Origin of the sequence: Flavobacterium sp. FlaQc-47 (assembly GCF_044006475.1) — a bacterium.
GTDB lineage: Bacteria > Bacteroidota > Bacteroidia > Flavobacteriales > Flavobacteriaceae > Flavobacterium.
In genome coordinates, this window is the sequence record NZ_JBIPCQ010000010.1 from 54,442 (window position 1) to 77,135 (window position 22,694).

A 22,694-nucleotide genomic window follows, 5' to 3' on the forward strand; every position below is an offset into this window, starting at 1 on the left:
ATTTATGTTTTCTTTTAAAGAGTATAGTCACGAAATTTTCATAACCATAATTATCATAGCAGCTTTAATAGCACTAAGGGTAATTATTGCAAAATTAATTCGACGTTACGCCAGTACAAGTCAGTTATTGGAGCATCGTACTAATTTGGTCATCAAGTATATTCATATTTTAATGAATATATTAGTTACGATTAGCTTAATTGTTATTTGGGGAGTTGACACAAAAGATATTTTTATAACAGTTTCCTCGATTACAACGGTTATTGGTGTGGCGATGTTTGCACAATGGTCTATTTTGAGCAACATTACTTCTGGAATGATTTTGTTTTTTTCCTTTCCTTTCAGAATTGGAGATACAATTAAAATCCATGATAAAGATTTTCCTATCGAAGCCGAAATTGAAGATATTAGTGCTTTTCATGTCAATTTAAGAACAAAAGAAGGCGAACGTATCATTTTTCCAAATAATTTACTGCTTCAAAAAGGTATTTCGATTATGCCCACTCATTACGAGGAAAAAGAGTTTTATGATTAAAATTATCTAATCTTTGGTAAAATTTCACTACAAACTCAGCAAAGATTTACGCAGCTAATTTGCATTCGTGGCGAAAAGAAAATTTCACGCAGATTTAGCAGATAATGCAGATTTTCAAAAATCATTTAATCTTTTCTAATCTGTGGCAAAAGAAAATTTGTGCTAATTTGTGTAATTTGTGGTTAAAAAATTTAAGCAGATTCTTTTTATCTGAGACAAAAAAATTCGAGCAAATTCGTGACATTCTTGGCGAAAAAGTTTCACGCAGATTTAGCAGATATAGCAGATTTTCAAAAAATCATTTTAATCTTTCAATCCGTAGCAAAAAAAAAATTCGAGCTAATTCGTGACATTCTTGGCAAAAAAATTTCACGCAGATTTAGCAAATAAAGCAGATTTTCAAAAATAATTTTAATATTTTCTAACCTGTAGCAAAAGAAAATTTGTGCTAATTTGTGTAATTTGTGGTTAAAAAATTTAAGCAGATTCTTTTTAATCTGGAACAAAAAAAAATCGCGCTAATTCGTGAAATTAATGGCGAAAAAAGTTTCACGCAGATTTAGCAGATAAAGCAGATTTTAAAAAGTCATTTTAATCTTTTCTAATCTGTGGTAAAAAAATTCGCGCTAATTCGTGAAATTCGTGGCGAAAAAGTTTCACGCAGATTTAGCTGATAAAGAGATTGTGATCTATAGCAAAAAAATTAAAAACTTCAAAATTATAATGGGAATTTTATAAACTATTATAAAAAAGCTAAAACGATATATTTTAATTAAAATATAATATTTGCTTTACCAATTTCTAGTTTTTACTAATTCACCCTAAACATGATTCGCACCATAAAATTACCGTTTTATGCTAAACTTGCCTTTATACTAGTTAGCTTTATTTCTTTCGCATTTATATTCTGTATTGGAAAAGACATTATTACTCCCGTATTAATGGCATTCTTATTTTCGGTATTATTAGTACCTATTTTCACCTTTTTAAATATTCGTTTAAAATTTCCACGACATCTTGCTGCCGCTTGCTGTATATTAATTTTTGCTGCTTTTATTGTTGGTATTTTGGTTTTTATCTCCTATCAGGTTAGTGATATTGCGAATGATTTTGATACCATAAAAAAGAACGCAAATACCTTTATAACTGATATTCATAGATTTATAACCAAAAGTTTTCATGTTAGTATTGGTGAACAAAAAAAATACATTGATACTGTTGCAAAAGATTCTGTCCAAAACGGAAAAGCAACTATTGGATCTGCGATATTATCCATAACAGATTTACTTGTAGATTGTACAATTATACCAATTTATACATTTTTATTCCTTTTGTATAAAGATCACTTTATTCTCTTTTTAGCCAAATTAGTTGACAAGGAAGATCATGCTACCTTAAAAGGAATATTATCCCAAATAAAAGTTTCTATCAATAATTATATTGTCAGCCTTATTCTCGAAATGATAGTCGTATCTGTTTTAACAAGTTTAGGACTTTGGATTATCGGAATCAAATATTTTATCTTATTAGGATTGATTACAGGAATTTTGAATTTAATTCCATACATCGGAATTTTAATTGCTGGTATAATCACCGTTTTGGCCTCTTTAACAGGTTCGGCGGAAATGTCAGTTATTCTGGGAATTCTAATTGTAAATGTTATTGTACAACTGATAGACAATAACTTATTAGTTCCTTTAATCATAAATTCTAAAGTAGAAATCAATGCCTTTGTTTCTATTATAGGTATTATTATCGGCGGTGCTTCGGCAGGAATATCAGGTATGTTTTTAGCCATTCCTCTATTGGCTATTTTAAAAATAATTTTTGACCGAATCGAATCTTTAGAACCGTGGGGTTATTTAATGGGAAATCATATGCCGAGAAGGTTTACCTGGAGAATTAGAAAAATGAAGGTGGAAAACTAAATCCTTACTTTTTTTTTACAATATATTCTTATTAATTTCTTATATTCATACTTTAATATAACTTTAAGTCAGTCTCTTTCAATAATGTCTATAAATAAAAATATAATCTTTTTCATTTTCATTTTGTTGTGCTTTTGCTTGCAAGGTGCGTATGGTCAAAAAGGTAAATCTAAAAAAGATGGTCACGAGAAAAAAGACAGCATAGAAGTTTATACCAAAATTAAAAATTATTCTAAAAAAAATAAGTTTACACAAACTTTGCACAAACTGTTGTTTAGAGGAAGTAAACCTAGAAAAAAGGAAATTCTGGTTCAAAATGATACTACGGATTTTAGTGGGAAAATTATCAGGAATATAAATATTGTGACGCTTGATCCATTTGGATATTCTATTTCTGATTCTACGCAAACGCCAAAAAATTGGGGAGAAAGAACGGGAAACAGATTGCATTTAAAAACAAAAAAAATAGCAATCAAAAATTTATTATTGTTCAAGCGAAATTCTGTTTACGATACTTATAAAGTACAGGAATCGGAGCGTTTGATACGTTCTCAGAAATATGTGACTGCCGTGAGAATAACAAACAAACTTGTTGGTGCGGCTTCAGATTCTATAGATGTTACCATTCGGGTTTTGGATTCATGGAGTACCATTCCAAAATTTTCCATTTCCAGTAATCAGGTTTCTCTCGGAATAAAAGAAAAAGATTTCTTTGGTTCAGGGCAACAATTAGAATATCGATTTGCGAATAGATTCAATGACGGACGTAATTCTAATGAAGTGACTTACACCATTCCTAATCTTACCAATACGTATATAGGAACGACACTATACTATAGAATGGATCTTGATCATAATTATACCAAAAGTGTAAATATCGAAAGGCTCTTTTATTCCCCCTTAACTAAATGGGCAGGTGGAGTTTATGTAGGACAGGTTTTTCGAAGAGATACCTTGCAGGCTCCTGATTTATCGTATGCATTTCAACCATTTAAAAATAATTTTCAGGATTTCTGGGCAGGTCATGCAAGTAAGGTATTTGAAGATCAAAACGGAATCACAAATTTAGTCGCAACGGCAAGGTTTTTAAATGTAGATTTTACAGAATCTCCTACTGCACTTTATGATCCTAATAATTTTTATTCTGATGAAAAAATACTACTTGCCGGAATTGGTCTGAACCGACGTAAATTTATCAAAGACAATTATATTTTCAGGAACGGACAAACGGAAGATGTTCCCATTGGGCGTATTTACGGTATTACTTTAGGCTATCAGTATAAAAATACTTTTTGGCGGCCGTACGTTGGAGGGCAGTTTTCTTTTGGAAATTATTACCGATTAGGATTCTTAAGTATGAATTTTGAGGCCGGGACATTTATTCAGCAATCTAAAACGTATCAAACCGCATTTTCAATCGAAACCAATTACTTTACAAAGCTTTATAAAATAGGAAGATGGAAACTAAGACAATTCGTTAATCCGAAAGTTGTTATTGGTGTAAATCGCGAAAATATTATTGGAGATCAATTGAATATCAATGAACAAAATGGTTTAGCGGGTTTTAATAGCGCCATATACGGAACAGATAAAATGCTTTTATCACTTCAAACACAAACGTACTCCCCTTATTCGTTGTGGGGATTTCGTATGAATCCGTATTTTAATTATACCATTGCCTCACTAGGAAATCCAAATGACGCAATTGCGCGAAATAAAACCTACTCAAAACTTACAATTGGTTTATTAATTAGTAATGACTACTTAGTATTCAGTTCTTTTCAACTTTCGCTGTCTTATTATCCAACAATTCCGTATCAGGGCGATAATGTATTTAAGACTAATACTTTTGAAACTACAGATTATGATGGAATGCAGAATTTTGAACTGGCTAAACCAAGAGTTGTTGATTATAGATAGAGAAATGATCAATCCCAAAATCTCCGGGATATTTTTGTTACTCCGCTAGGAGTTAAATATTGGTAGAACAAAAAGCAACCAGAAAAAATATCACGTAAGGATTATTTTTTTTTTAAGAAAACTTTTTTATTGAATTGCTAAACCATCAACTTGGTTTAAAAACTAATATCTTTTATGTTTTTCCACACCATTTATTTTGATCCTATAGAAAGTGGGTTATATTTTTCAAAATTTTAATAATTTCGGAACTTTTTATAAATCAAATATTTACAAAATAACCTTCTATAAAATACTCGTTAAAAAGTATTTTTTATCCGACGAGATACATTATGTTTTTATTTTTGGCACAGTATATGAATATCCCTAAACAGGAATAACATTAACATTAAAACTAAACAAAATGAAAACAATAAAAATAGCAATCGCAGGTTTATTTCTTTTGGTTGCAAGTGCCACACAAGCTCAGGTTTCAATTAACGTTAATATAGGGACGCCTCCTGCATGGGGACCTGCAGGATATGCTGAAACAGAATATTATTATTTACCCGATATTGAATCATATTATGATGTTAGAGCTTCTCAGTTTATTTATTTTGGAGGAGGAAGATGGATCAGAACAACTTATTTACCAAGACAATACAGAAACTATGATTTATACGGAGGTTATAAAGTATGTTTAAACGATTACCACGGCAGAACTCCTTACAACAATTTTAACCGTCACAGAGTAACGTATTATAAAGGATATCACGGAGCGCCTCAAAGACCTTACAGACCAAGAGCCGTTTACGGTTATAACGAGCCTCGTCACGATCATAAAGACTACAAACGTTATGATAAACAGTATAATAAGCACGACAGAGGTGATAGACATGATAGAGATGACAGACACGACCGCGATGATCATCACGGACACGGTGGAAGAAGATAATTTATCACCATATAAGAGAGTATCAATTTTGATACTCTCTTTTTTTTATTAAATTCCTTAAAAAAGGAAATCAATAACCAAACATTAACATTTCATTTAAATACTCCTCAAAAATATAATTAGTATTTTTGAGCCACTTTCAAACATTTAACTACGCTATGCGAAAAATTCAAATTCAAATTCTTCTCTTTTTTTTAGCAGGAATTTCCATTTCATTTGCACAACAACCACAAAAACCAACTTCTGTCGAAATTTACAATCAAATTAAAAAACTAAACTTTTTAGGTTCGGTTTTGTATTTGGCAGCACATCCGGATGACGAAAATACCCGTTTAATATCTTATATGGCAAACGAAATGAATGCCAGAACCGGTTATTTATCCTTAACCCGCGGTGACGGAGGTCAGAATTTAATAGGTCCCCAATTGCGTGAATTGTTAGGTGTTATAAGAACTCAGGAATTAATTGAAGCCAGAAAAATTGATGGTGGTGAACAGTTTTTTTCACGTGCCAATGATTTTGGTTACTCCAAAAATCCTGATGAAACATTAGATATTTGGGACAAGGATAAAGTTCTTGCTGATGTGGTCTGGACAATTAGAAAATTTCAACCGGATATCATCATCAATAGATTCGATCATCGTTCTCCGGGAACAACGCACGGACATCATACATCATCAGCCATGTTGAGCGTAGAAAGTTTTAAATTGACGAACGATTCAAAAATATATCCTGAACAATTAAAATATGTACAACCGTGGCAGGTAAAACGTCAGTTTTTTAATCCTTCGTGGTGGTTTTATGGAAGTCAGGAAAAATTTGATGCTGCTAATAAAACAAAATTTACCAAATTAGAAACGGGAGTTTATTATACCGGAATTGGAAAATCAAATCAGGAAATTGCTGCTTTAAGCAGAAGCCGTCATCAATCACAAGGTTTTGGAAGTACTGGCGCACGTGGTCAGGAAACAGAATATTTAGAACTTATAAATGGTGATAATCCTAAAGACCGCGATAATTTATTTGATGGAATTGATACTTCATGGAACCGTGTCAAAAATGGAAAACCTATTGGAGATTTAATTACCAATATCATAGCAAAATATGATTTCAGCAATCCTTCAGCAAGTATTCCTGATTTGGTTAAAGCTTATTCTATGATTGAAGCTTTGCAAGATGACCATTGGAAAACATTAAAATCAAATGCAATAAAAAATATAATAGCATCTTGTTCAGGTTTATATCTTGAAGCTGTTGCGAGCGAACAAGAAGCAACACCGGGAAGTACAATAAGACTAAGTCTTGAAGCTATAAACAGGTCTGTTGCCGAAATGCAACTGACCAGCATTACGTCATTACCTGATAATAAAAATACGGTTCAGAATATTGCATTAAAAAACAATAACGATCAAAAAATAAATTTCCAGATTCAGTTGCCTGGTACGGTTGAATATACACAGCCTTATTGGTTAAAAGAAAAAGCAAGTGTAGGAATGTATACCGTTTCAAATCAGGAAAACATTGGTATTCCGGATATTATCAGACAGGTAAAAGTGGTATTTAATATTAAGATAAACGGGGTTGAGATCCCGTTTGAGCGCACCGTTGTTTACAAATATAATGATGGAGTAAAAGGCGAAATGTATAATTTTCTGGATATTGTTCCTGAAGTTACCACATCAATTTTAGAAAAAGTTCTCATTTTTGGAAATACAAAAAGTAAAATGATTCCTGTAAAAGTGCGTGCCGGAAAAGATGCCATAAAAGGAAACCTGCAATTAGACTTACCTAAAAGCTGGAATGTTTCACCTAAGGAAATTGCTTTTAGTTTAGAGAAAAAAGGAACCGAACAAATTTTTTATTTTGAAGTTACACCGCCCGTAAATCCGGAAGAGGCTGTTGCCAAAAGCATAGCAACCGTTGACAATAAACGTTTTGATAAAGACCAGACAATTATTGAATACAGTCATATTACAAAACAAATGGTTTTAAAACCAGCCGAATCGAAATGTATTCGTATTGATTTAAAAACAAACGGAGATACCATTGCTTATATCATGGGAGCCGGCGACGAAGTTCCGGAAAGTTTAGCTCAAATGGGGTATAAAGTGACAATTATAAAACCTGAAGAAATCACACCCGAAAAACTGGATTCTTTTAATGTTGTCATTACCGGAGTTCGTGCCTACAATACCGTAAACGCGCTCGCAAACAAACAAAATATACTTTTTAATTTTGTAAAAAGCGGTAAAAACATGATTGTACAATACAACACTTACGGCAAAACTGTAACAGATCAAATTGCCCCATATCCTTTAAAAATATCAAACGATCGAGTTACCGAAGAAAATGCAAAAGTTACTTTTCTGGCGCCAAATCATCCTATTTTAAATATACCAAATAAAATTAGTACAAAAGATTTTGAAGGCTGGACACAAGAGCAGGGTTTATATTATCCGGATCAATACGATCCTGCCTTTACTCCTATTTTATCCGCACATGACAAAGGCGAATCTCCTAAAAATGGTGCATTATTAGTCGCGCCTTACGGAAAAGGATATTATATTTACACCGGTTTGAGCTTTTTTAGAGAATTACCTGAAGGTGTTTCCGGAGCATATCGATTATTATCTAATATGATTTCGTTGAAACAGCCGGTCGAAGCTCCAAAACAAGAATTAAAGAAATAAAATATTCAAAATATGGAAGCTAAAAAACAAAAAAAATGGAAAAAAAGCTACACGTATGTTTTGGTAGCAAATGCAATTTACATTTTGATTTTTTTCTTAATCATGCAATTATACTCATAACCTATGCAGCTATTTGACTGGATCGTACTTATTGTTACACTTTTATTTATTGTTGGATACGGTTCCTGGAAAACCAAAGGAAGTAAAAATGTCGAGGATTTTATTCTTGGCAATAACGAAACGCCCTGGTACACGGTAGGGCTTTCGGTCATGGCAACACAAGCCAGTGCCATTACATTTCTATCAACTCCGGGACAAGCATATCATGACGGAATGGGTTTTGTGCAGTTCTATTTTGGATTACCAATTGCCATGATTGTCATTTGTGTGACTTTTATTCCGTTATATCATAAAAACAAAGTCTTTACGGCTTATGAGTTTTTAGAGAAACGATTCGATTTAAAAACGCGTTCTCTGGCTGCAATTTTATTTCTGGTTCAAAGAGGTTTGGGAACCGGACTTACCATTTATGCTCCCGCCATTATTTTGTCCGCTCTTTTAGGCTGGAATTTAACCCTGATGAACATCATGATTGGGGTTTTGGTAATTATTTACACTTTTTCCGGTGGAACAAAAGCCGTCAACGTAACACAAAAGCAACAAATGTTTGTGATTATGTCGGGGATGATTATCACGTTTTTCCTTATTTTGCACTATTTACCAAACGATATGACTTTTACAAGCGCCTTGCATATCGCTGGTGCAAATGATAAAATGAATATTGTGGATTTCTCTTTTAATCCTGAAGAAAAGTATACGTTCTGGAGCGGAATCACCGGTGGATTTTTTCTTGCCCTAGCCTATTTTGGAACAGATCAATCTCAGGTTGGACGTTATTTATCCGGAAAATCAATTCGTGAAAGCCAGATGGGTTTAATCATGAACGGAATTTTAAAAGTACCAATGCAATTTTTCATACTATTAACCGGAGTTATGGTTTTTGTGTTTTTTCAGTTCAATCCTGTTCCTTTAAATTTTAATCCGAATAACAAAGCGATTATTGAAAAATCAGCTTATAAAGAAGAATATCACGGTTTAGAAAAAAAACTAAGTACACTTTCTGAAGATAAAAAAGTAATTAATTTATTGTACATCGATCAGTTGAATCAGGATTTCGACAATCCTATTTTGCGAAAAGAATTAGTTACTTTATCAAACAAGGAAAAAGATTTACGCGAACGTGCCAAAGAGATTATTTTAAGAGCCGATCCTAATAGTGAAACCAACGACAAAGATTATGTGTTTTTTCACTTTATACTGAATTATTTACCCAAAGGACTTATTGGTTTATTATTAGCCGTAATTCTTTCAGCAGCAATGTCATCAACGGCTTCGGGATTAAATGCTTTAGCTTCAACAACGGCAATTGATATTTACAAACGAAACCTGAAAACCGAAAAATCAGATACACATTATCTTAATGCAACCAAGTTTTTTACTTTATTCTGGGGAGTTGTAGCGATACTTTTTGCCTGCGTAGGAACTTTGTTCGAGAATTTGATTCAGCTGGTTAATATTATTGGTTCTATTTTTTACGGAACCGTATTAGGAATATTTTTAGTTGGATTCTATCTGCGTCGCGTAAAAGCAAAAGCAATGTTTATAAGTGCTATTATCAGTCAAACCACTATATTTTTCATTTATTACTTTATGATTTACCGTCAGGAAAAATTAGGTTATTTATGGCTGAATTTTATCGGAGCTATTTTGACGATTGTATTGTCGCTGCTTATTCAGCTTATCTTTTTTAGAGGAGAAAAAGACACTGAGGAATTGGTTGTGGAATAATTCGTTCATTCAGAAAATTCAAAAAAAATGCTGTGAGACTTATGTTTTACAGCATTTTTTTTTGAATGTTATGCAAATTAAAAAGACCAAAAATCCTAATGTTCATTTTGTAATAATAAACCTTATTATAATACTCTAATAACTTCTGGAGGCAATTAGCAAAATATGTTTACAATACATTTACTACAACGATTTAGTAGTCAATTAAATTAGATGTAAACATGATACAGACACACAAAAAAGCCATTGAATTAATATCTCAAAAATATTTTTCCCGTATCGTTGCTTTTGGAGACAAGAAACACGCTACACCCCACTCTCTTTTAGACAATAAAACCAGTACACTTTTTAGCATTTCTAACTCGCATTGTACATTCAGGGATCATAATGGTAACCTTTGGATCACTATTCCGGAGACTGTAATGGTCAATAAAAAAAGATATTACCCTGTTATTGGTGATACCTACTCCTGCGATGAAATAACGATTTCTTTTTGTGCTATTGAAACAATCGTCGAGATGGCTGCTAATTATTTCGAAAAATTTATAGACCCTTATTACGGATTCGATTTAAACTGGAATTTAAACTTTTTCTGTGAGGAAACAGAGGGCGAAAAAATCCGGTACCAACTCGTAGAATCAAAATTCAAATCCAGCCAGCATCATGAAATTGATGCCTACATATCATTTAATTAATCACTTAAAAAAAAAAATGAGTTTTTTATCCAAATTACATATTGACGGACAAGAATTTAATGTCCTGGATTTCGACACTCAGTTTACTCAGGGAAAAGATTCTACCGGTAAACCAATGGGCGAACCAAAAGGAGGAACTATTAATGTCGTAATTGAAGCAACCCAAAGTACTGATTTTTTATCATGGATGCTGAACAGCACGTTAACTAAAGATGGCAAAATTGTATTTTATAGAAGAGATGCCATGAGCAAAATGAAGGAACTCAAATTTGTAAAAGGTTTTTGTATCAACTACCGCGAACAATTTACAAGTACAAATGCTGTACCTATGAGGATTACACTGGAAATTGTTGCAAAGGAACTCACCTTTGGTAATGCTAAATTCTCAAACAACTGGATTTCATTAGATTAAAATTATAAGCCACTACTAAAATAAAAATTATGTCACATTTCGCAGAGCAGGTACATATTACAATAGATGAGTTTACACAAAATATTGTGTACTATGATTTAAAATTAACCCAGTCAATGATGGATCATCATCATTTTTCCTTTACATGGCAATATACAGCCTCACCCGTGATTAAACCTGCAGATCAGGCAGCTGCGCTTAGAAAATATGAAGGAAGGGAAGTAATTTTTACCTTTAAAAGTCAGTCAGGGATTCGACTAATGTCTAAAGGAATAATCACTAAGTTAAAATCAGTTGATGTTGACGGAAGTCCTCTTGGTTTGCATGTTACAGGAATAAGCCACACTATTTTATTAGATGATTTGAAAAAGTCAAGAATTTTTTCAGACCGCAGTCTTAAGGAAATAGCGATAAATATTTTTGCTGAAGAAACCGCGGGTGAGTTTTATCAAAGAGACTCGATTGAACCCACTTTTACTAAAATATTTGAACATAAAACACAATATAACGAAACCAGCTTTGAGTTTTTAAAACGCCTTTCGGCAAGACACGGCCAATGGTTTTATTTTGACGGAATGCGCATACAGTTGGGACAAACCAAAACCAGTAAAGTAAAATTAATCAACAAATCATCATTACATAATTTTTGCATAGAAACCAATCTGGTATCGCATAAAGCATCATTTGCCGGTTATGATTATACTAGTGCAACCGGAATGAGAAAATCTGCTCTTGCAACCAATACCGGTAGTGCCGATAGTTTTTCAAGAGTTGTTCTGGACAGACAAGCATCAGTTTCACAGCCTGATTTAAATATTGCATCTTATACCAATCAGGCAAAAAATGCCGATGAAATTTCAGAAATGGTCAAATTGAAAACTGCAGGAAAAGATGCTAATAGTGTTTATTATAGCGGAACTTCTTATTTACCCATTGGAGTTGGACAAGTTTTTAGCATCGAAAACCAAACCGTAGAACATCAACTTATTGCCATTGAAGTTATTCATCACTCAGAAGTACACGGTAATTATACTTGTGAGTTTAAAGCGATTCCTGCCGATGTTACCGCTCCGCATTATACAGATGTAGAAACCTTTAGAAAAGCAGAAACCCAGTCTGCGATAGTAAAAGACAATAACGATCCTGAAAAACTGGGACGTGTAAAAGTAGCATTTTATTGGGCAGGCGGAAATACCGAAAGTGAATGGATTCGTGTAAAACAACAATATGCCGGAGAAGCAAGAGGATCGTATTACACGCCGGAAATTGGCGATGAAGTTCTGGTTGATTTTGAAGGAGGAAATATCGAATGTCCTTATGTTTCAGGATCACATTACAACGGAAAAGCAAAACCTGAATTCTTCGATCCCAAGAATATGATAAAGGGATTCAAATTTAGATTTGGTCAATTATTAAAATTTGTCGAAAAAACAGGTATCTGGCTTTCTGATCCAAGCGGAAATGAATTGCATCTTGATGAAGAGAATAAAAATATGAATTTGACTTCTACCGAAACTATCACATTCAATTGTAAAAATTTTATAGTAAATGCGTCAGAAGGGATTACATATAATGCAGGAACTCATATTGCTGAAACGGCAATTCTAAATAAAACAACAACCATTGGCGGAGGTTTAAATACAAGTGTTACAGGTGATAATTTTTTGAAGGTTGATGGAAGTTCTCACGAATATATCGAGGGTGATTTTAATTCTGAAATCAAAAATGATAAAACTTATATTGTTGCAGGAAAAGCAATTAGTCAAAGTGAAAATGGACATGAGTTTCATTCAGATCAGGAAATAAAAAATAATAGTGGCGAAGGCACAAGACTAAATTAAAAGTTATGACCAAAATAAGATATGTAGGTGGAAACGCAACTTATATTACTAGAGGAAAAACAAAGATTTTTGCAAACGAAATAGAAATTAACTCAAACGGGTTCATTGATTACTATGCTCCTGAATATAGTTATAATGAACCAGACCCCAGACCAGCATCTACAAAACCGGAAATTGCTTTTTCCGGTTGGTGGAGTCCTGATTATGAAGGAATGCGAAATTTAGAGAAAGGTTTAAAAGGACCAAAATCATATTTAGAAAAAAAAGTATATTTTCAACTCACTGTAAATAAAAATATACCTTTAGGAACTGTCATTCAATTTAAACTTTGGGACTACGACACCGGACTATTTCTAGATTGGTTAAATCCGGATGATGATGAGTTTGCTGGAAAAGAAGTTATTAAAACAGGTGTTGTAAGAGAAGTAGACGGAAAACATAGAATTACACTAGAGTTATTTTTAAACCCTGGATGGCATAATGAGATCCGTAAAGATATAGGATTGTTTAAGAATGGCTATTTAGAGTTGTATTGGACATGGTGCTATAATCATAAAAATTGGACATCAGAGCCTAATTTTCTAAATGTACATCCATCAAATATTAAGCTTCGTATAAAACCTGCCTATAATGGAGAAGCTTATGCATTCCCTGAAATATATTCACGAAAAGGATATATTATAACTTTTGCAATTGATCAATTGCCAAATGGGGAGATTCAGAAATTTATTTCTTTAAAAATTCGTTCTACAACCAAATTTCATTTTGAACAAGATATCCAAAAGTTTAAAAAAGAAATTTATTCTGAAACCATTAATATTAAAAAAAACAGGTTAGAAGCTGTAAGTTACGAAGTCGAGGAAATAAGTCATTTTTTTCATGTAAAGGAAAATGTTACGAACATTTTTATTGATGAAAAAATGATAGAGGCTCCTGTTGTCAAAGGATCATCTACTGCCGTGATAAATAATATTAAAAAAAGTGTGAAATTTGCAAAAGAAGCAGCAAATGTATTTACCTATTTTCTAATTTTAGATGAATTTAGAAATATGATACCTGAGCTAAGCAGCAACGGAAAACTTACGACGCCTTCTGTTTCTACAGCATTAGCATTTGTTCCCGGATATCAAATTGCGGCTTTTGGGATATTTCTTTTCGAATGGATGGTTCAGGATTTACTAGAAGAATCAGATGAAGTTTTTAACGAGGAAATGTGGATTACCTGGCAAAACACCAAAACAAAAGGGCTTGATGCTGTATTGTCATTTATAGAATATAATAGCTGGGCAACAAAAAACTTATTTTATTCAATCCCTGTAAACTCAGAAATTATGAATGATTTGTTTACTGGGAAATTCAAAGTAAGGCAAGATATAGTAAACAGTAGATTTACAACAAAAGAGCCACTAACCCATACACTGATAACTTACGAAGTAGAAGATAAAGAACTAGATACGTATTACGATGTAGTTGATTGTATATTTATGAACGAAGAAATATGAAAAAAATAATATTACTTATTAGCACAATACTTTTTGCATTATGCTTTACAAACTGCAAAGAGAAAACCTATTTTAAAGAAATAGTTTCAGAGAAAAATGTAAATATTGCAATGGCTGAGTTTCCTAAAAACAAGGAAGACATAGTAATAAATCTACCGGTTGAATTTAACTTGTATCTAAATAATTTTCCGAATATACGTCGTGTAGGTATTTATTATAAAAAAAATAATCGTTTATGTATGATTGTTGATGATTATGTTATATATGAAAGTCAAACTGATAAAGCAATTTTTTCATTAGACAGATATCAATACCCTAATTATCCAAAGAGTATATATTTAGTGGAACGAAAAATAAAAATATCAACAGAGGAAGCTCAAAAATTTATTGAAAGGTATAACCCAAAAACTGCTGTAGAGAATATAAAAAGCACTAATGATACAATACAACTGATATCTTATAAAAAATTTAAAGAAGATAACCCAAAATTTATTGAGGAGTTACGCAGAATTCCTGATTCTATAACATTTGTTATTAAGAATAGAAAAGGAAAAAAAACAATACAAATAAAGGAAAAAATAAATTGGTAATCGTGAATAGACTACACAGATAGTACGATGTAGTGATTGTATATATTATGAACGAAGAAATATGAAAAAAATAATATTACTTATTAGCACAATACTTTTTGCATTATGTTTTACTAATTGCAAAGAAAAAAAATATTTTGAAGAAATAGTTTCGGAGAAAAACGTAAGTATTACTAAACTTAGATTTCCTAGAGATACAGAAAAAGAAGATTTGGTAATTAACATACCTGTTGAGTTTAACTTGTATCTTAATAATTTTCCGAATATATGGTTTGTGAACATTTATTATGATAAAAATAATCATGGCTGCGTCATTGTTCAAGATTTTCTAATAAATGAGAGTCAAACGGATAAAACAATTTTTACGCTTGATGAATTTCAATACCCTAACTATCCAAAGAGTATATATTTAGTTGAACAAAAAATAAAAATCTCAAAAGAGGAAGCTAAAAAATGGATTGAAAAGTACAATCCAAAAACTGCTGTAGAGAATATAAAAAGTATAGATGACACTATAACACTGGTATCTTATAAAAAATTCAGAGAAGATAACCCCAAATTTATTGAGGAGTTGCGCAGAATTCCTGATTCTATAAAGTTTGTTATTAAGAACCGAAAAGAAAAAAAAACAATACAAATAAAGGAAAAAATAAATTGGTAAATATTATATATGAACGAAGAAATATGAAAAAAATAACTCTCCTTATTAGCATTGCATTATGTTTTACAAACTGCAAAGAGAAAACCTATTTTAAAGAAATAGTTTCAGAAAAAAATGTAAATATTGCAATGGCTGAGTTTCCTAAAGATAAAGAAGGTTTAGTAATTAATGTTCCTTTTGAATTTAATTTGTATTTTAATAATTTTCCAAATATAAGATCTGTAAATATTTATTATAAAAAGGATAATCATTTATGTTCTGAGGTTGATGATTATTTAATGTATGATGCACAAACTGATAAAATGATTTTTACGCTTGATAACTTTGAATGTCCTAATTATCCTAAAGGAATCTATATTATTCAACGAAAAATAAAAATATCAAAAGAAGATGCTCAAAAATTAATTAAAAAGTACAATACAAAAACTTCTGTAGAGAATATAAAAAGCACCAATGATACGATACCACTGGTATCGTATAAAAAATTTAAAGAAGATAACCCGAAATTTATTGAGGAGCTGCGCAAAATTCCTGATACTATAACATTTGTTATTCGTAATGGTAGAGAGAGAAAACCTATATATGCTAAGGCAAGAATAAATTAGTAATCATGAATAGAACTAGATAGATACTACGATATAGCTGATTGTATATATATGAACGAAGAAATATGAAAAAAATAATATTACTTATTAGCACAATACTTTTTGCATTATGTTTTACAAACTGCAAAGAGAAAACCTATTTTAAAGAAATAGTTTCTGAGAAAAATGTAAATATTGCAATGGCTGAGTTTCCAAAAGACAAAGAGGATTTTGTAATTACTATACCTTTTGAATTTAACTTATATCTTAATAATTTCTCTAATATATGGTTTGTAGGTATTTATTATAAAAAAGATAATCGTTTATCTATGATTATTGATGATTATGTTATATATGACAGTCAGACTGATAAAGCAATTTTTTCATTAGATAGATATCAATACCCTAATTATCCAAAGAGTATATATTTAGTGGAACGAAAAATAAAAATATCAAAAGAAGATGCTCAAAAATTAATTGAGAAATATAACCCAAAAACTGCTGTAGAGAATATAAAAAGCACTAATGATACGATACCGCTGGTATCGTATAAAAAATTTAGAGAAGATAATCCTAAATTTATTGAGGAGTTGCGCAGAATTCCTGATTCTATAACATTCGTTATTCAGAAGAGAAAAGAGAAAAAGCCAATACAGGTAAAGGCAAAAATAAACTGGTAAATAGAATATATAATTATTGCCAAAAAGATGATGGTATATATTAATGAAGAAATGTGAAAAGAATAGTATTGCTTGTTAGTTCAACATTTTTTGCATTATGCTTTACAAATTATAAAGAAAAAAAATATTTTGAAGAAATTATTTCTGAAAAATACTTACACTTATCAACTCATTATGATGGTTTAGAGGCATTGTATTCTAAAACAGGAGATCATTCTATTTTAGGAAATCATGGTTTTGTCAATCATCCTGTAGCCTATCAAAAAGACGAAAATGGAAATATTACTCATCAAAGAAAATTTTATGCGAATCGCTAATTATATTTTTTCGTTTTTTGTTTTAATGGCAAGTTGTCAATCTCCAAAAGACAAAGAAAAATTTAAATGGAATGCAGGAATTTCTTCTCCTAAATATTATTCTGCTGTGCCATTTGTAGAATATTTTTACCAAGGAAAAAGTATTGCAGGAGCTTCTACAAGTGTTGGTGTAGGACAAGGTTGGGGAATAACTATGGGGGGATATACAGGAGGAGATATTTTCAAACCAGTTCCTGACAGCGTATTTGTAAAATGGTCATGTGGTGTAGATGATATATTGTATGAAAGAGGATATAAATTGCCTAGAAAAAAAATGATTCAATTATTTCGCAAAGGTGCTGTAAATCCTAACAATGCTAAAATAGACGATTATACGTTGTTGGTTGGAGGTACTGCGCCAGGAGGTAGTGTAACTATTTGGATGAAAGCAGGTCAAGTAATTACTGAAATTGTGAAATTTAAAGCTCACAATAAAGGAATATGGATGAAAGGAAATATAGAGTATCAAAAACTTATGAAAGAAATTAAAAATTCAAAAGAATATATTAATTCTGAAACTAGTATTTATTTGTATTTACATGGAGTTCCCTACTCCGTTTGGGAAAAAGGAGAAAAGAAGTATGATTATGATATTGGATTTAGTAGTGAAGATGGTTTAGTCAAACCTAAAATAGTAACTATTAATTCAACAGATGGTTCTTGGTATCAATCATGGACTAATAAAGCGTCTATTAATTCTATAGATATTTTTAAATGGGAAAATTATAATTATTTAGAAAACAATAATTTAAAAAGACAAGAAAAACTGCCCGTTCAAATTGATTTAAAATGGAAAATAACTAATCAAGATAAAATGATGCATGGAATTTTGGTAATGCCACAAAATCTCGAAGAATTAGTTTCCAAACCTTATATTAATTCAATTTCAAATAAAACTGAATATTACAACCGCATAATTATTATCTCGTATAAAGGTGGAGGTAAGGGTATTTTGTGGCTAACAGGTAAAAATAAAAAAATAAAATTGATGGAGTTTATAATGTTAGATTCTGAAGATAAAAATATAAAATCCTATTATTCTCTTCCAAAAGGTTTTGTTTTTCCTAAGTGGGAAGGCAGAGAACCTTTGAAAACTCCAGAAATTGAATATTGGCAAGAAAAGTAAAAGCAAATTTCATGAAAAAGTTAATTATATTCTTTTACCTTTTGTCATATTTGTAAGCTATCAATCTCCAAAAATCCAAGAGAAATTCAGTTGGAATGCTGGCATGTCAGCACCGAAAAATTATATCGCCACACCTTTTGTTGAATATTTTTATAAAGGAAAAAATATAACAGGAACAATACACTATTAGCAGATTATGGTTTGTAATCATCCTATTGATTATAATACAGATAAAAAAAGTAATATTAATTAGAAGAGAAGAACTTATGAAATCCATTAGCTTTATTATTTTAAAAAATTTATTATTATTTACATCATTAATATTATTTCTGAGTTGCTCCCCTAACAAAATCGATAAAAGTAAAATTATAGGTTCTTGGTATTTTGTGACTTATACCAATAAATCTTTTTCAAAATCAGAATTATACGATTTTGAAAAAGAATTCGGAAATCGTCCAGAAGGTTGGATAACTAATTTCAATTATACCTTTAAAGAAGATAACACTTATGAATATAAAATTTATGACGTTTTAACAAATAAAGGAATATACTCAATTAATCTAGATAATGGAATAATATTATTTGATAAAATTAAATCAAAAAAAGATACTTTGAAGGTAGAGTTTTTAGATGATAAGTTTTTACAAGTCAAAAAAAGTAATAATAAAACAGAAAGAATATCGATGTACTATAAAACGGATTACAAATTTCCTGAAATTGAAGTAAATAATTAAAACATAAAATTCCCCCGCGAGCGTATCGCTCGTGAACGCATAGTTGATATAACAGAATTGAAATCCGTTACTGTGCACGAACGCGACGCTCGCGGCCAGCATAGGAATATTATATAGAATCGAAAGGGCGAAGACATTTTTTTATGAAGTATGGCATAATATAAAATCCTTTTGTTTTATTGATGGCTACAATGGCGGTAAAGATTGTTTTGGAGATTTTAACAATGATGGTTTGCTGGATTATTTGAACTGGGATTTTAATGAATATAAAATTTCTCTCTATTCATTAAAAAATAATGATTTTTCAATCGATAAAAAACATTACATAAAATTAAGGCAATCAAAAGAACAAAAAGAAATGACTAAGGAAATGGGCGTTATAATGCTATATGATTTATTGGACAGAAAAAACTCAAAATGGTTTTATAAACTATAATTGCAAAACAATTTTCTACCCGCTAGCGCTAGCGTAATGTTATTAAGTTAAGGCCTTAATCTGTTTCATTTATTATTTCATGATTTACCTTCAGGAAAAATTAGGTTATTTATGGCTGAATTTTATCGGAGCAATTTTGACAATTGTGTTGTCGTTGCTTATTCAGCTTATCTTTTTTAGAGGAGAAAAAGACACTGAGGAATTGGTTGTGGAATAATTCGTTCCTTCTGAAAATTCAAAAAAAATGCTGTAAGACTTATGTTTTACAGCATTTTTTTTTGAAGTTTTTTATAGTTTGAAAGTTAATTACGAAAATCCGTTTTTATCAGCGTTTTCGATTTATCGAATTAGTAAAATCAGCGTCTAATTCTAAATCGGAGAAAACAGATTTACTTAGTAAAACACGAATAAAAGAAGATTTTATTTTGTAAAAGCTTAACTTAATGACATTGCAACCTTGAACAATATCTAAAAACCAAATATTTTGATTTTACTTCAAAAACTATATCTTTGAGTACTAACTATTTGTAAACCAACAAAAAAAGCTTCAATATGAAAGATTTAAAAAAATACAGCAACAAAACTAAAGCTGCTTTTATTTTACTTATTGTGATGCTTGTCATTTTATTGGGAAATTTTAATACGCTTCAAAATTCAAAAAATGTCAATGAAAATATTAATGCGATTTATAAAGACCGACTTGTTGTCGCGCATTATATTTTTCAATATTATAAACAACTTCACTTTATAAAAACGGAAGCCGAAAAACCGGATTTAAGCGACACTAGTAAAAAAAATGAAATAATTCGCACATTAAACAGTATACACGATATTGATAATTTGTATGCACAGACAGTTTTGACTAATAAGGAAAAACAATATTTTGATGCTTTTTTAAATTCCTGTAGAGAAATCAACAAACAAGTTCTAAACAAAAATTGGAATAAAATTGCCGTTTCAAGCGATGAAGCAATGAAAACCCTGGAAGCATTATCTCAAATTCAGATTCAGGAAGGAAAAGCAAAATTAGCCGGTGCCAACACTATGTACAGCAAAAATAATAGTCTGGGACAATTGCAAATTGCCTTGCTTATCATTTTAGGCGGAATTACGTTTTACTTGCTGATTCTCAAGAAAATAAAACGAAGCATTAAAATTCCTGAACCGCCAAGTTTGAATTGATTTATTTCAGTTTTCTGTCCTCCTCATTTATGGCAAGATCGTTTATGCTGGCAAATCTTTTTTGCATTAAACCATTAGTGTCAAATTCCCAATTTTCGTTTCCGTATGCTCTGAACCAATTTCCGTTAGGATCCTGATATTCATATTCAAACCTAACTGCAATTCTGTTATCAGTATGCGCCCAATATTCTTTTTTTAGTTTATAATGGCTTTCTTTTTGCCATTTTTTAGTCAAAAAGCGAACAATTTCTTCCCTCCCATTTACAAACTGATCCCGATTTCGCCATTCGCTGTCAGTTGTATATGCTCTTGATACACGTTCAGGGTCCTGACTATTCCAGGCATCTTCTGCTAATTGAATTTTTTCTATTGCTGTTTCATATGTGAAAGGTGGCAATGGGAATTTTTGTTCCATTTTTATGAAATTAAAGTTTGAATTATTTTTTTGGACTGCTCAATGAGTTCATTTGATTTGAATAACTGACTTTCTATAATACAGCTTTCAAAAAGCAAATATGCATGATCTGCAATAAGATCATTGGTTAAAATATTTTTAAAATATGTGCGTAAATCAGTTTTGTGGCTTTGAATTACAGCAAGTATTTTTACATTATCCGAAGGAATTTCAGAAAGAATATTCAAAAAACTACAACCTCTGAAGTTTTCATTCTGATTCATAAAAATCAAAAAGTCAAAAGAAGCTAAAATTTTTGATTTTGGATCTTTTTCCTTTACTGTAAACTCCTCTAGTGCATCAAACCAAAAATCATGGCGTTCGTTTAAAAAAGCAGCACATAAATCTTCTTTCGATTTAAAATGCTGATAAAAACTTGCTTTAGCCACTTTTGCTTCTTCAATGATTTGGTTAATGCCTGTTGCATTATATCCTTGTTTATGAAATAAAACAGAAACGGTCTCTAAAATTCGTTCTTTTGGCAACATGATAAAATATTTTAAAGTACAAATGTATATTATTTTTTCAACAAACAGATAGGTCTGTCTGTTTGTTGGAAAAATAAATTAGCATTTATAGTTTTTTGTGATTTAAACCGTTGATCGAAATGAAAAAATTCCAAATTCCAAAACTATATAAGCTTTGGAATTTGGAATTCAAAAAAAATTGTAATTTAATAATTCAAAGAATTATTATCTGCTCCATTCAGCGATACTATCTTTATTCAGTTTTACGTAATCCTGGTTATTAGCAGCTTCTGCAGCAGCAAGTGAAGCTTTTGCAGTTTCAACAGCCCCTTTTTTATCTCCTTGTTTCGCCAGAATTTGCGCTTTTAATCTTAAAATGAAATAAGGTTTTTCGGCACTCATATCTAATGATTTATCTACGTAAGTTCTTGCAGTTTCAATATTTCCGTTGGATTGAAACAAATATGTAGCAGCAGAAAAATAATCTGTAGCAGTTGGTCCGGCCAAAGTTTTATCAATACTAGCAACAGCAACTTTAGCAGTTGGAACTTCAAATTTCAAAGCCACATGAGAATTTTCCCAAGCCATTTCCAGATATCCAAAATTTGGATCTAAACCATTAATACCAATTGTAAATGTCTCAACAGGAGTTGGTAAAGCATCTTCTTTTACAGTAGTTCTTAAAGCAACATATGCCTCATTCCATGTTTCTGGTAATCCCCAATTATCTGTAGAAAGGTAAAATATAACTTCCCAGCTTTCGATTTTAGGAATGGTATAAATTGAATATTTCCCTTTTTTTAATGTTTTACCATCGATTACTACATCATCACTAAAATTAATAATAGTGTTTTCATTAGCTCCGGTTCTCCATAATTTACCAAACGGAACCAGATTTCCAAATACCGCTCTGCCTCTTGCTCCCGGTCTTGAATACGTAACTTCAACATCAGTTAATCCTACCGTTTGTTTAATATATCCCTTAGGACTCGCCTGTGGTGTTTTTATTTGTGCTTCTGTAGCAAAAGGAGCCAAAATAATGGCTAATGCGATAAGTAGTTTTTTCATTTTTTATGAGTTATTTTGTTTTGTTCAAATTTACAAATACAATTAACGAACAAA

22 protein-coding genes are annotated in these 22,694 nt (G+C 31.2%); 19 read left to right on the plus strand and 3 right to left on the minus strand.

All coding sequences use genetic code 11. The features are described 5' to 3' along the window. Nucleotides 1-4 precede the first annotated feature (4 nt). From ACHRVX_RS22915 to ACHRVX_RS23005, 19 genes are all read left to right on the plus strand, one after another. Entirely contained in the window at nt 5-535 is a 531-nt protein-coding gene (locus ACHRVX_RS22915; protein WP_395336690.1) for a mechanosensitive ion channel domain-containing protein, read from the plus strand. A gap of 827 nt (nt 536-1,362) precedes the next feature. Continuing rightward, complete coding sequence (locus tag ACHRVX_RS22920; RefSeq protein ID WP_395336692.1) at nt 1,363-2,463, plus strand: AI-2E family transporter; 1,101 nt, start codon at nt 1,363-1,365, stop codon at nt 2,461-2,463. A gap of 84 nt (nt 2,464-2,547) precedes the next feature. Continuing rightward, complete coding sequence (locus tag ACHRVX_RS22925; RefSeq protein WP_395336694.1) at nt 2,548-4,383, plus strand: hypothetical protein; 1,836 nt, start codon at nt 2,548-2,550, stop codon at nt 4,381-4,383. Nucleotides 4,384-4,783: 400 nt separating this feature from the next. Then, entirely contained in the window at nt 4,784-5,314 is a 531-nt protein-coding gene (locus ACHRVX_RS22930; RefSeq protein ID WP_395336697.1) for a hypothetical protein, read from the plus strand. A 158-nt stretch (nt 5,315-5,472) separates the two neighbouring features. Then, complete coding sequence (locus ACHRVX_RS22935; protein WP_395336699.1) at nt 5,473-8,004, plus strand: PIG-L family deacetylase; 2,532 nt, start codon at nt 5,473-5,475, stop codon at nt 8,002-8,004. A gap of 123 nt (nt 8,005-8,127) precedes the next feature. Next, nucleotides 8,128-9,852, plus strand: coding sequence for a sodium:solute symporter (locus ACHRVX_RS22940; RefSeq protein WP_395336701.1), 1,725 nt, complete (start codon nt 8,128-8,130; stop codon nt 9,850-9,852). Nucleotides 9,853-10,073: 221 nt separating this feature from the next. Beyond that, nucleotides 10,074-10,547, plus strand: a complete 474-nt coding sequence (locus tag ACHRVX_RS22945) for a hypothetical protein (protein ID WP_395336704.1) — start codon at nt 10,074-10,076, stop codon at nt 10,545-10,547. Nucleotides 10,548-10,563: 16 nt separating this feature from the next. Beyond that, complete coding sequence (tssD, locus tag ACHRVX_RS22950; protein ID WP_395336706.1) at nt 10,564-10,959, plus strand: type VI secretion system tube protein TssD; 396 nt, start codon at nt 10,564-10,566, stop codon at nt 10,957-10,959. 29 nt (nt 10,960-10,988) lie between these two features. Next, on the plus strand, nt 10,989-12,800 hold the full coding sequence (locus ACHRVX_RS22955; protein ID WP_395336709.1) for a type VI secretion system Vgr family protein: 1,812 nt from the start codon (nt 10,989-10,991) through the stop codon (nt 12,798-12,800). A 5-nt stretch (nt 12,801-12,805) separates the two neighbouring features. After that, complete coding sequence (locus tag ACHRVX_RS22960; RefSeq protein ID WP_395336711.1) at nt 12,806-14,302, plus strand: hypothetical protein; 1,497 nt, start codon at nt 12,806-12,808, stop codon at nt 14,300-14,302. After that, nucleotides 14,299-14,892, plus strand: a complete 594-nt coding sequence (locus ACHRVX_RS22965) for a hypothetical protein (protein ID WP_395336714.1) — start codon at nt 14,299-14,301, stop codon at nt 14,890-14,892. The genes ACHRVX_RS22960 and ACHRVX_RS22965 overlap by 4 nt, the downstream gene beginning before the upstream one ends. Before the next feature lie 61 nt (nt 14,893-14,953). Continuing rightward, nucleotides 14,954-15,553 carry a hypothetical protein gene (locus ACHRVX_RS22970; protein WP_395336716.1) on the plus strand — a complete coding sequence of 200 codons (600 nt, stop codon included), beginning with the start codon at nt 14,954-14,956 and terminating at the stop codon, nt 15,551-15,553. A 23-nt stretch (nt 15,554-15,576) separates the two neighbouring features. Further along, nucleotides 15,577-16,158 carry a hypothetical protein gene (locus ACHRVX_RS22975; RefSeq protein ID WP_395336718.1) on the plus strand — a complete coding sequence of 194 codons (582 nt, stop codon included), beginning with the start codon at nt 15,577-15,579 and terminating at the stop codon, nt 16,156-16,158. Nucleotides 16,159-16,223: 65 nt separating this feature from the next. After that, nucleotides 16,224-16,817 (plus strand): hypothetical protein, encoded by a 594-nt coding sequence (locus tag ACHRVX_RS22980; RefSeq protein ID WP_395336720.1) that lies wholly within the window; start codon nt 16,224-16,226, stop codon nt 16,815-16,817. A 53-nt stretch (nt 16,818-16,870) separates the two neighbouring features. Beyond that, a complete protein-coding gene (locus ACHRVX_RS22985; RefSeq protein ID WP_395336722.1) occupies nt 16,871-17,134 on the plus strand; it encodes a hypothetical protein in 264 nt (87 codons plus the stop codon). Then, complete coding sequence (locus ACHRVX_RS22990; RefSeq protein WP_395336725.1) at nt 17,091-18,299, plus strand: DUF2931 family protein; 1,209 nt, start codon at nt 17,091-17,093, stop codon at nt 18,297-18,299. The genes ACHRVX_RS22985 and ACHRVX_RS22990 overlap by 44 nt, the downstream gene beginning before the upstream one ends. A gap of 266 nt (nt 18,300-18,565) precedes the next feature. Beyond that, nucleotides 18,566-19,033 (plus strand): hypothetical protein, encoded by a 468-nt coding sequence (locus ACHRVX_RS22995; protein ID WP_395336727.1) that lies wholly within the window; start codon nt 18,566-18,568, stop codon nt 19,031-19,033. Nucleotides 19,034-19,548: 515 nt separating this feature from the next. Beyond that, on the plus strand, nt 19,549-19,686 hold the full coding sequence (locus tag ACHRVX_RS23000) for a hypothetical protein (RefSeq protein WP_395336729.1): 138 nt from the start codon (nt 19,549-19,551) through the stop codon (nt 19,684-19,686). 335 nt (nt 19,687-20,021) lie between these two features. Further along, nucleotides 20,022-20,651, plus strand: coding sequence for a hypothetical protein (locus ACHRVX_RS23005; RefSeq protein ID WP_395336731.1), 630 nt, complete (start codon nt 20,022-20,024; stop codon nt 20,649-20,651). Between the two features lies 1 nt (nt 20,652). On the opposite strand, the gene ACHRVX_RS23010 is transcribed toward ACHRVX_RS23005, so the two are convergent. From ACHRVX_RS23010 to ACHRVX_RS23020, 3 genes are all read right to left on the minus strand, one after another. Then, nucleotides 20,653-21,066 (minus strand): DUF1348 family protein, encoded by a 414-nt coding sequence (locus ACHRVX_RS23010; protein WP_395336733.1) that lies wholly within the window; start codon nt 21,064-21,066, stop codon nt 20,653-20,655. Between the two features lie 2 nt (nt 21,067-21,068). Next, nucleotides 21,069-21,593, minus strand: a complete 525-nt coding sequence (locus tag ACHRVX_RS23015; protein ID WP_395336735.1) for a TetR/AcrR family transcriptional regulator — start codon at nt 21,591-21,593, stop codon at nt 21,069-21,071. Nucleotides 21,594-21,797: 204 nt separating this feature from the next. Next, nucleotides 21,798-22,640, minus strand: a complete 843-nt coding sequence (locus tag ACHRVX_RS23020; RefSeq protein ID WP_395336737.1) for a DUF2911 domain-containing protein — start codon at nt 22,638-22,640, stop codon at nt 21,798-21,800. Between the last annotated feature and the right edge of the window lie 54 nt (nt 22,641-22,694).

What these genes read in the sequence shown, in the direction of transcription:
- ACHRVX_RS22915 (WP_395336690.1), top strand. Translation starts at nt 5, where the DNA reads ATGTTTTCTTTTAAAGAGTATAGTCACGAAATTTTCATAACCATAATT.
- ACHRVX_RS22920 (WP_395336692.1), top strand. Translation starts at nt 1,363, where the DNA reads ATGATTCGCACCATAAAATTACCGTTTTATGCTAAACTTGCCTTTATA.
- ACHRVX_RS22925 (WP_395336694.1), top strand. Translation starts at nt 2,548, where the DNA reads ATGTCTATAAATAAAAATATAATCTTTTTCATTTTCATTTTGTTGTGC.
- ACHRVX_RS22930 (WP_395336697.1), top strand. Translation starts at nt 4,784, where the DNA reads ATGAAAACAATAAAAATAGCAATCGCAGGTTTATTTCTTTTGGTTGCA.
- ACHRVX_RS22935 (WP_395336699.1), top strand. Translation starts at nt 5,473, where the DNA reads ATGCGAAAAATTCAAATTCAAATTCTTCTCTTTTTTTTAGCAGGAATT.
- ACHRVX_RS22940 (WP_395336701.1), top strand. Translation starts at nt 8,128, where the DNA reads ATGCAGCTATTTGACTGGATCGTACTTATTGTTACACTTTTATTTATT.
- ACHRVX_RS22945 (WP_395336704.1), top strand. Translation starts at nt 10,074, where the DNA reads ATGATACAGACACACAAAAAAGCCATTGAATTAATATCTCAAAAATAT.
- tssD (WP_395336706.1), top strand. Translation starts at nt 10,564, where the DNA reads ATGAGTTTTTTATCCAAATTACATATTGACGGACAAGAATTTAATGTC.
- ACHRVX_RS22955 (WP_395336709.1), top strand. Translation starts at nt 10,989, where the DNA reads ATGTCACATTTCGCAGAGCAGGTACATATTACAATAGATGAGTTTACA.
- ACHRVX_RS22960 (WP_395336711.1), top strand. Translation starts at nt 12,806, where the DNA reads ATGACCAAAATAAGATATGTAGGTGGAAACGCAACTTATATTACTAGA.
- ACHRVX_RS22965 (WP_395336714.1), top strand. Translation starts at nt 14,299, where the DNA reads ATGAAAAAAATAATATTACTTATTAGCACAATACTTTTTGCATTATGC.
- ACHRVX_RS22970 (WP_395336716.1), top strand. Translation starts at nt 14,954, where the DNA reads ATGAAAAAAATAATATTACTTATTAGCACAATACTTTTTGCATTATGT.
- ACHRVX_RS22975 (WP_395336718.1), top strand. Translation starts at nt 15,577, where the DNA reads ATGAAAAAAATAACTCTCCTTATTAGCATTGCATTATGTTTTACAAAC.
- ACHRVX_RS22980 (WP_395336720.1), top strand. Translation starts at nt 16,224, where the DNA reads ATGAAAAAAATAATATTACTTATTAGCACAATACTTTTTGCATTATGT.
- ACHRVX_RS22990 (WP_395336725.1), top strand. Translation starts at nt 17,091, where the DNA reads ATGGAAATATTACTCATCAAAGAAAATTTTATGCGAATCGCTAATTAT.
- ACHRVX_RS22995 (WP_395336727.1), top strand. Translation starts at nt 18,566, where the DNA reads ATGAAATCCATTAGCTTTATTATTTTAAAAAATTTATTATTATTTACA.
- ACHRVX_RS23000 (WP_395336729.1), top strand. Translation starts at nt 19,549, where the DNA reads ATGATTTACCTTCAGGAAAAATTAGGTTATTTATGGCTGAATTTTATC.
- ACHRVX_RS23005 (WP_395336731.1), top strand. Translation starts at nt 20,022, where the DNA reads ATGAAAGATTTAAAAAAATACAGCAACAAAACTAAAGCTGCTTTTATT.
- ACHRVX_RS23010 (WP_395336733.1), bottom strand. Translation starts at nt 21,066, where the DNA reads ATGGAACAAAAATTCCCATTGCCACCTTTCACATATGAAACAGCAATA.
- ACHRVX_RS23015 (WP_395336735.1), bottom strand. Translation starts at nt 21,593, where the DNA reads ATGTTGCCAAAAGAACGAATTTTAGAGACCGTTTCTGTTTTATTTCAT.
- ACHRVX_RS23020 (WP_395336737.1), bottom strand. Translation starts at nt 22,640, where the DNA reads ATGAAAAAACTACTTATCGCATTAGCCATTATTTTGGCTCCTTTTGCT.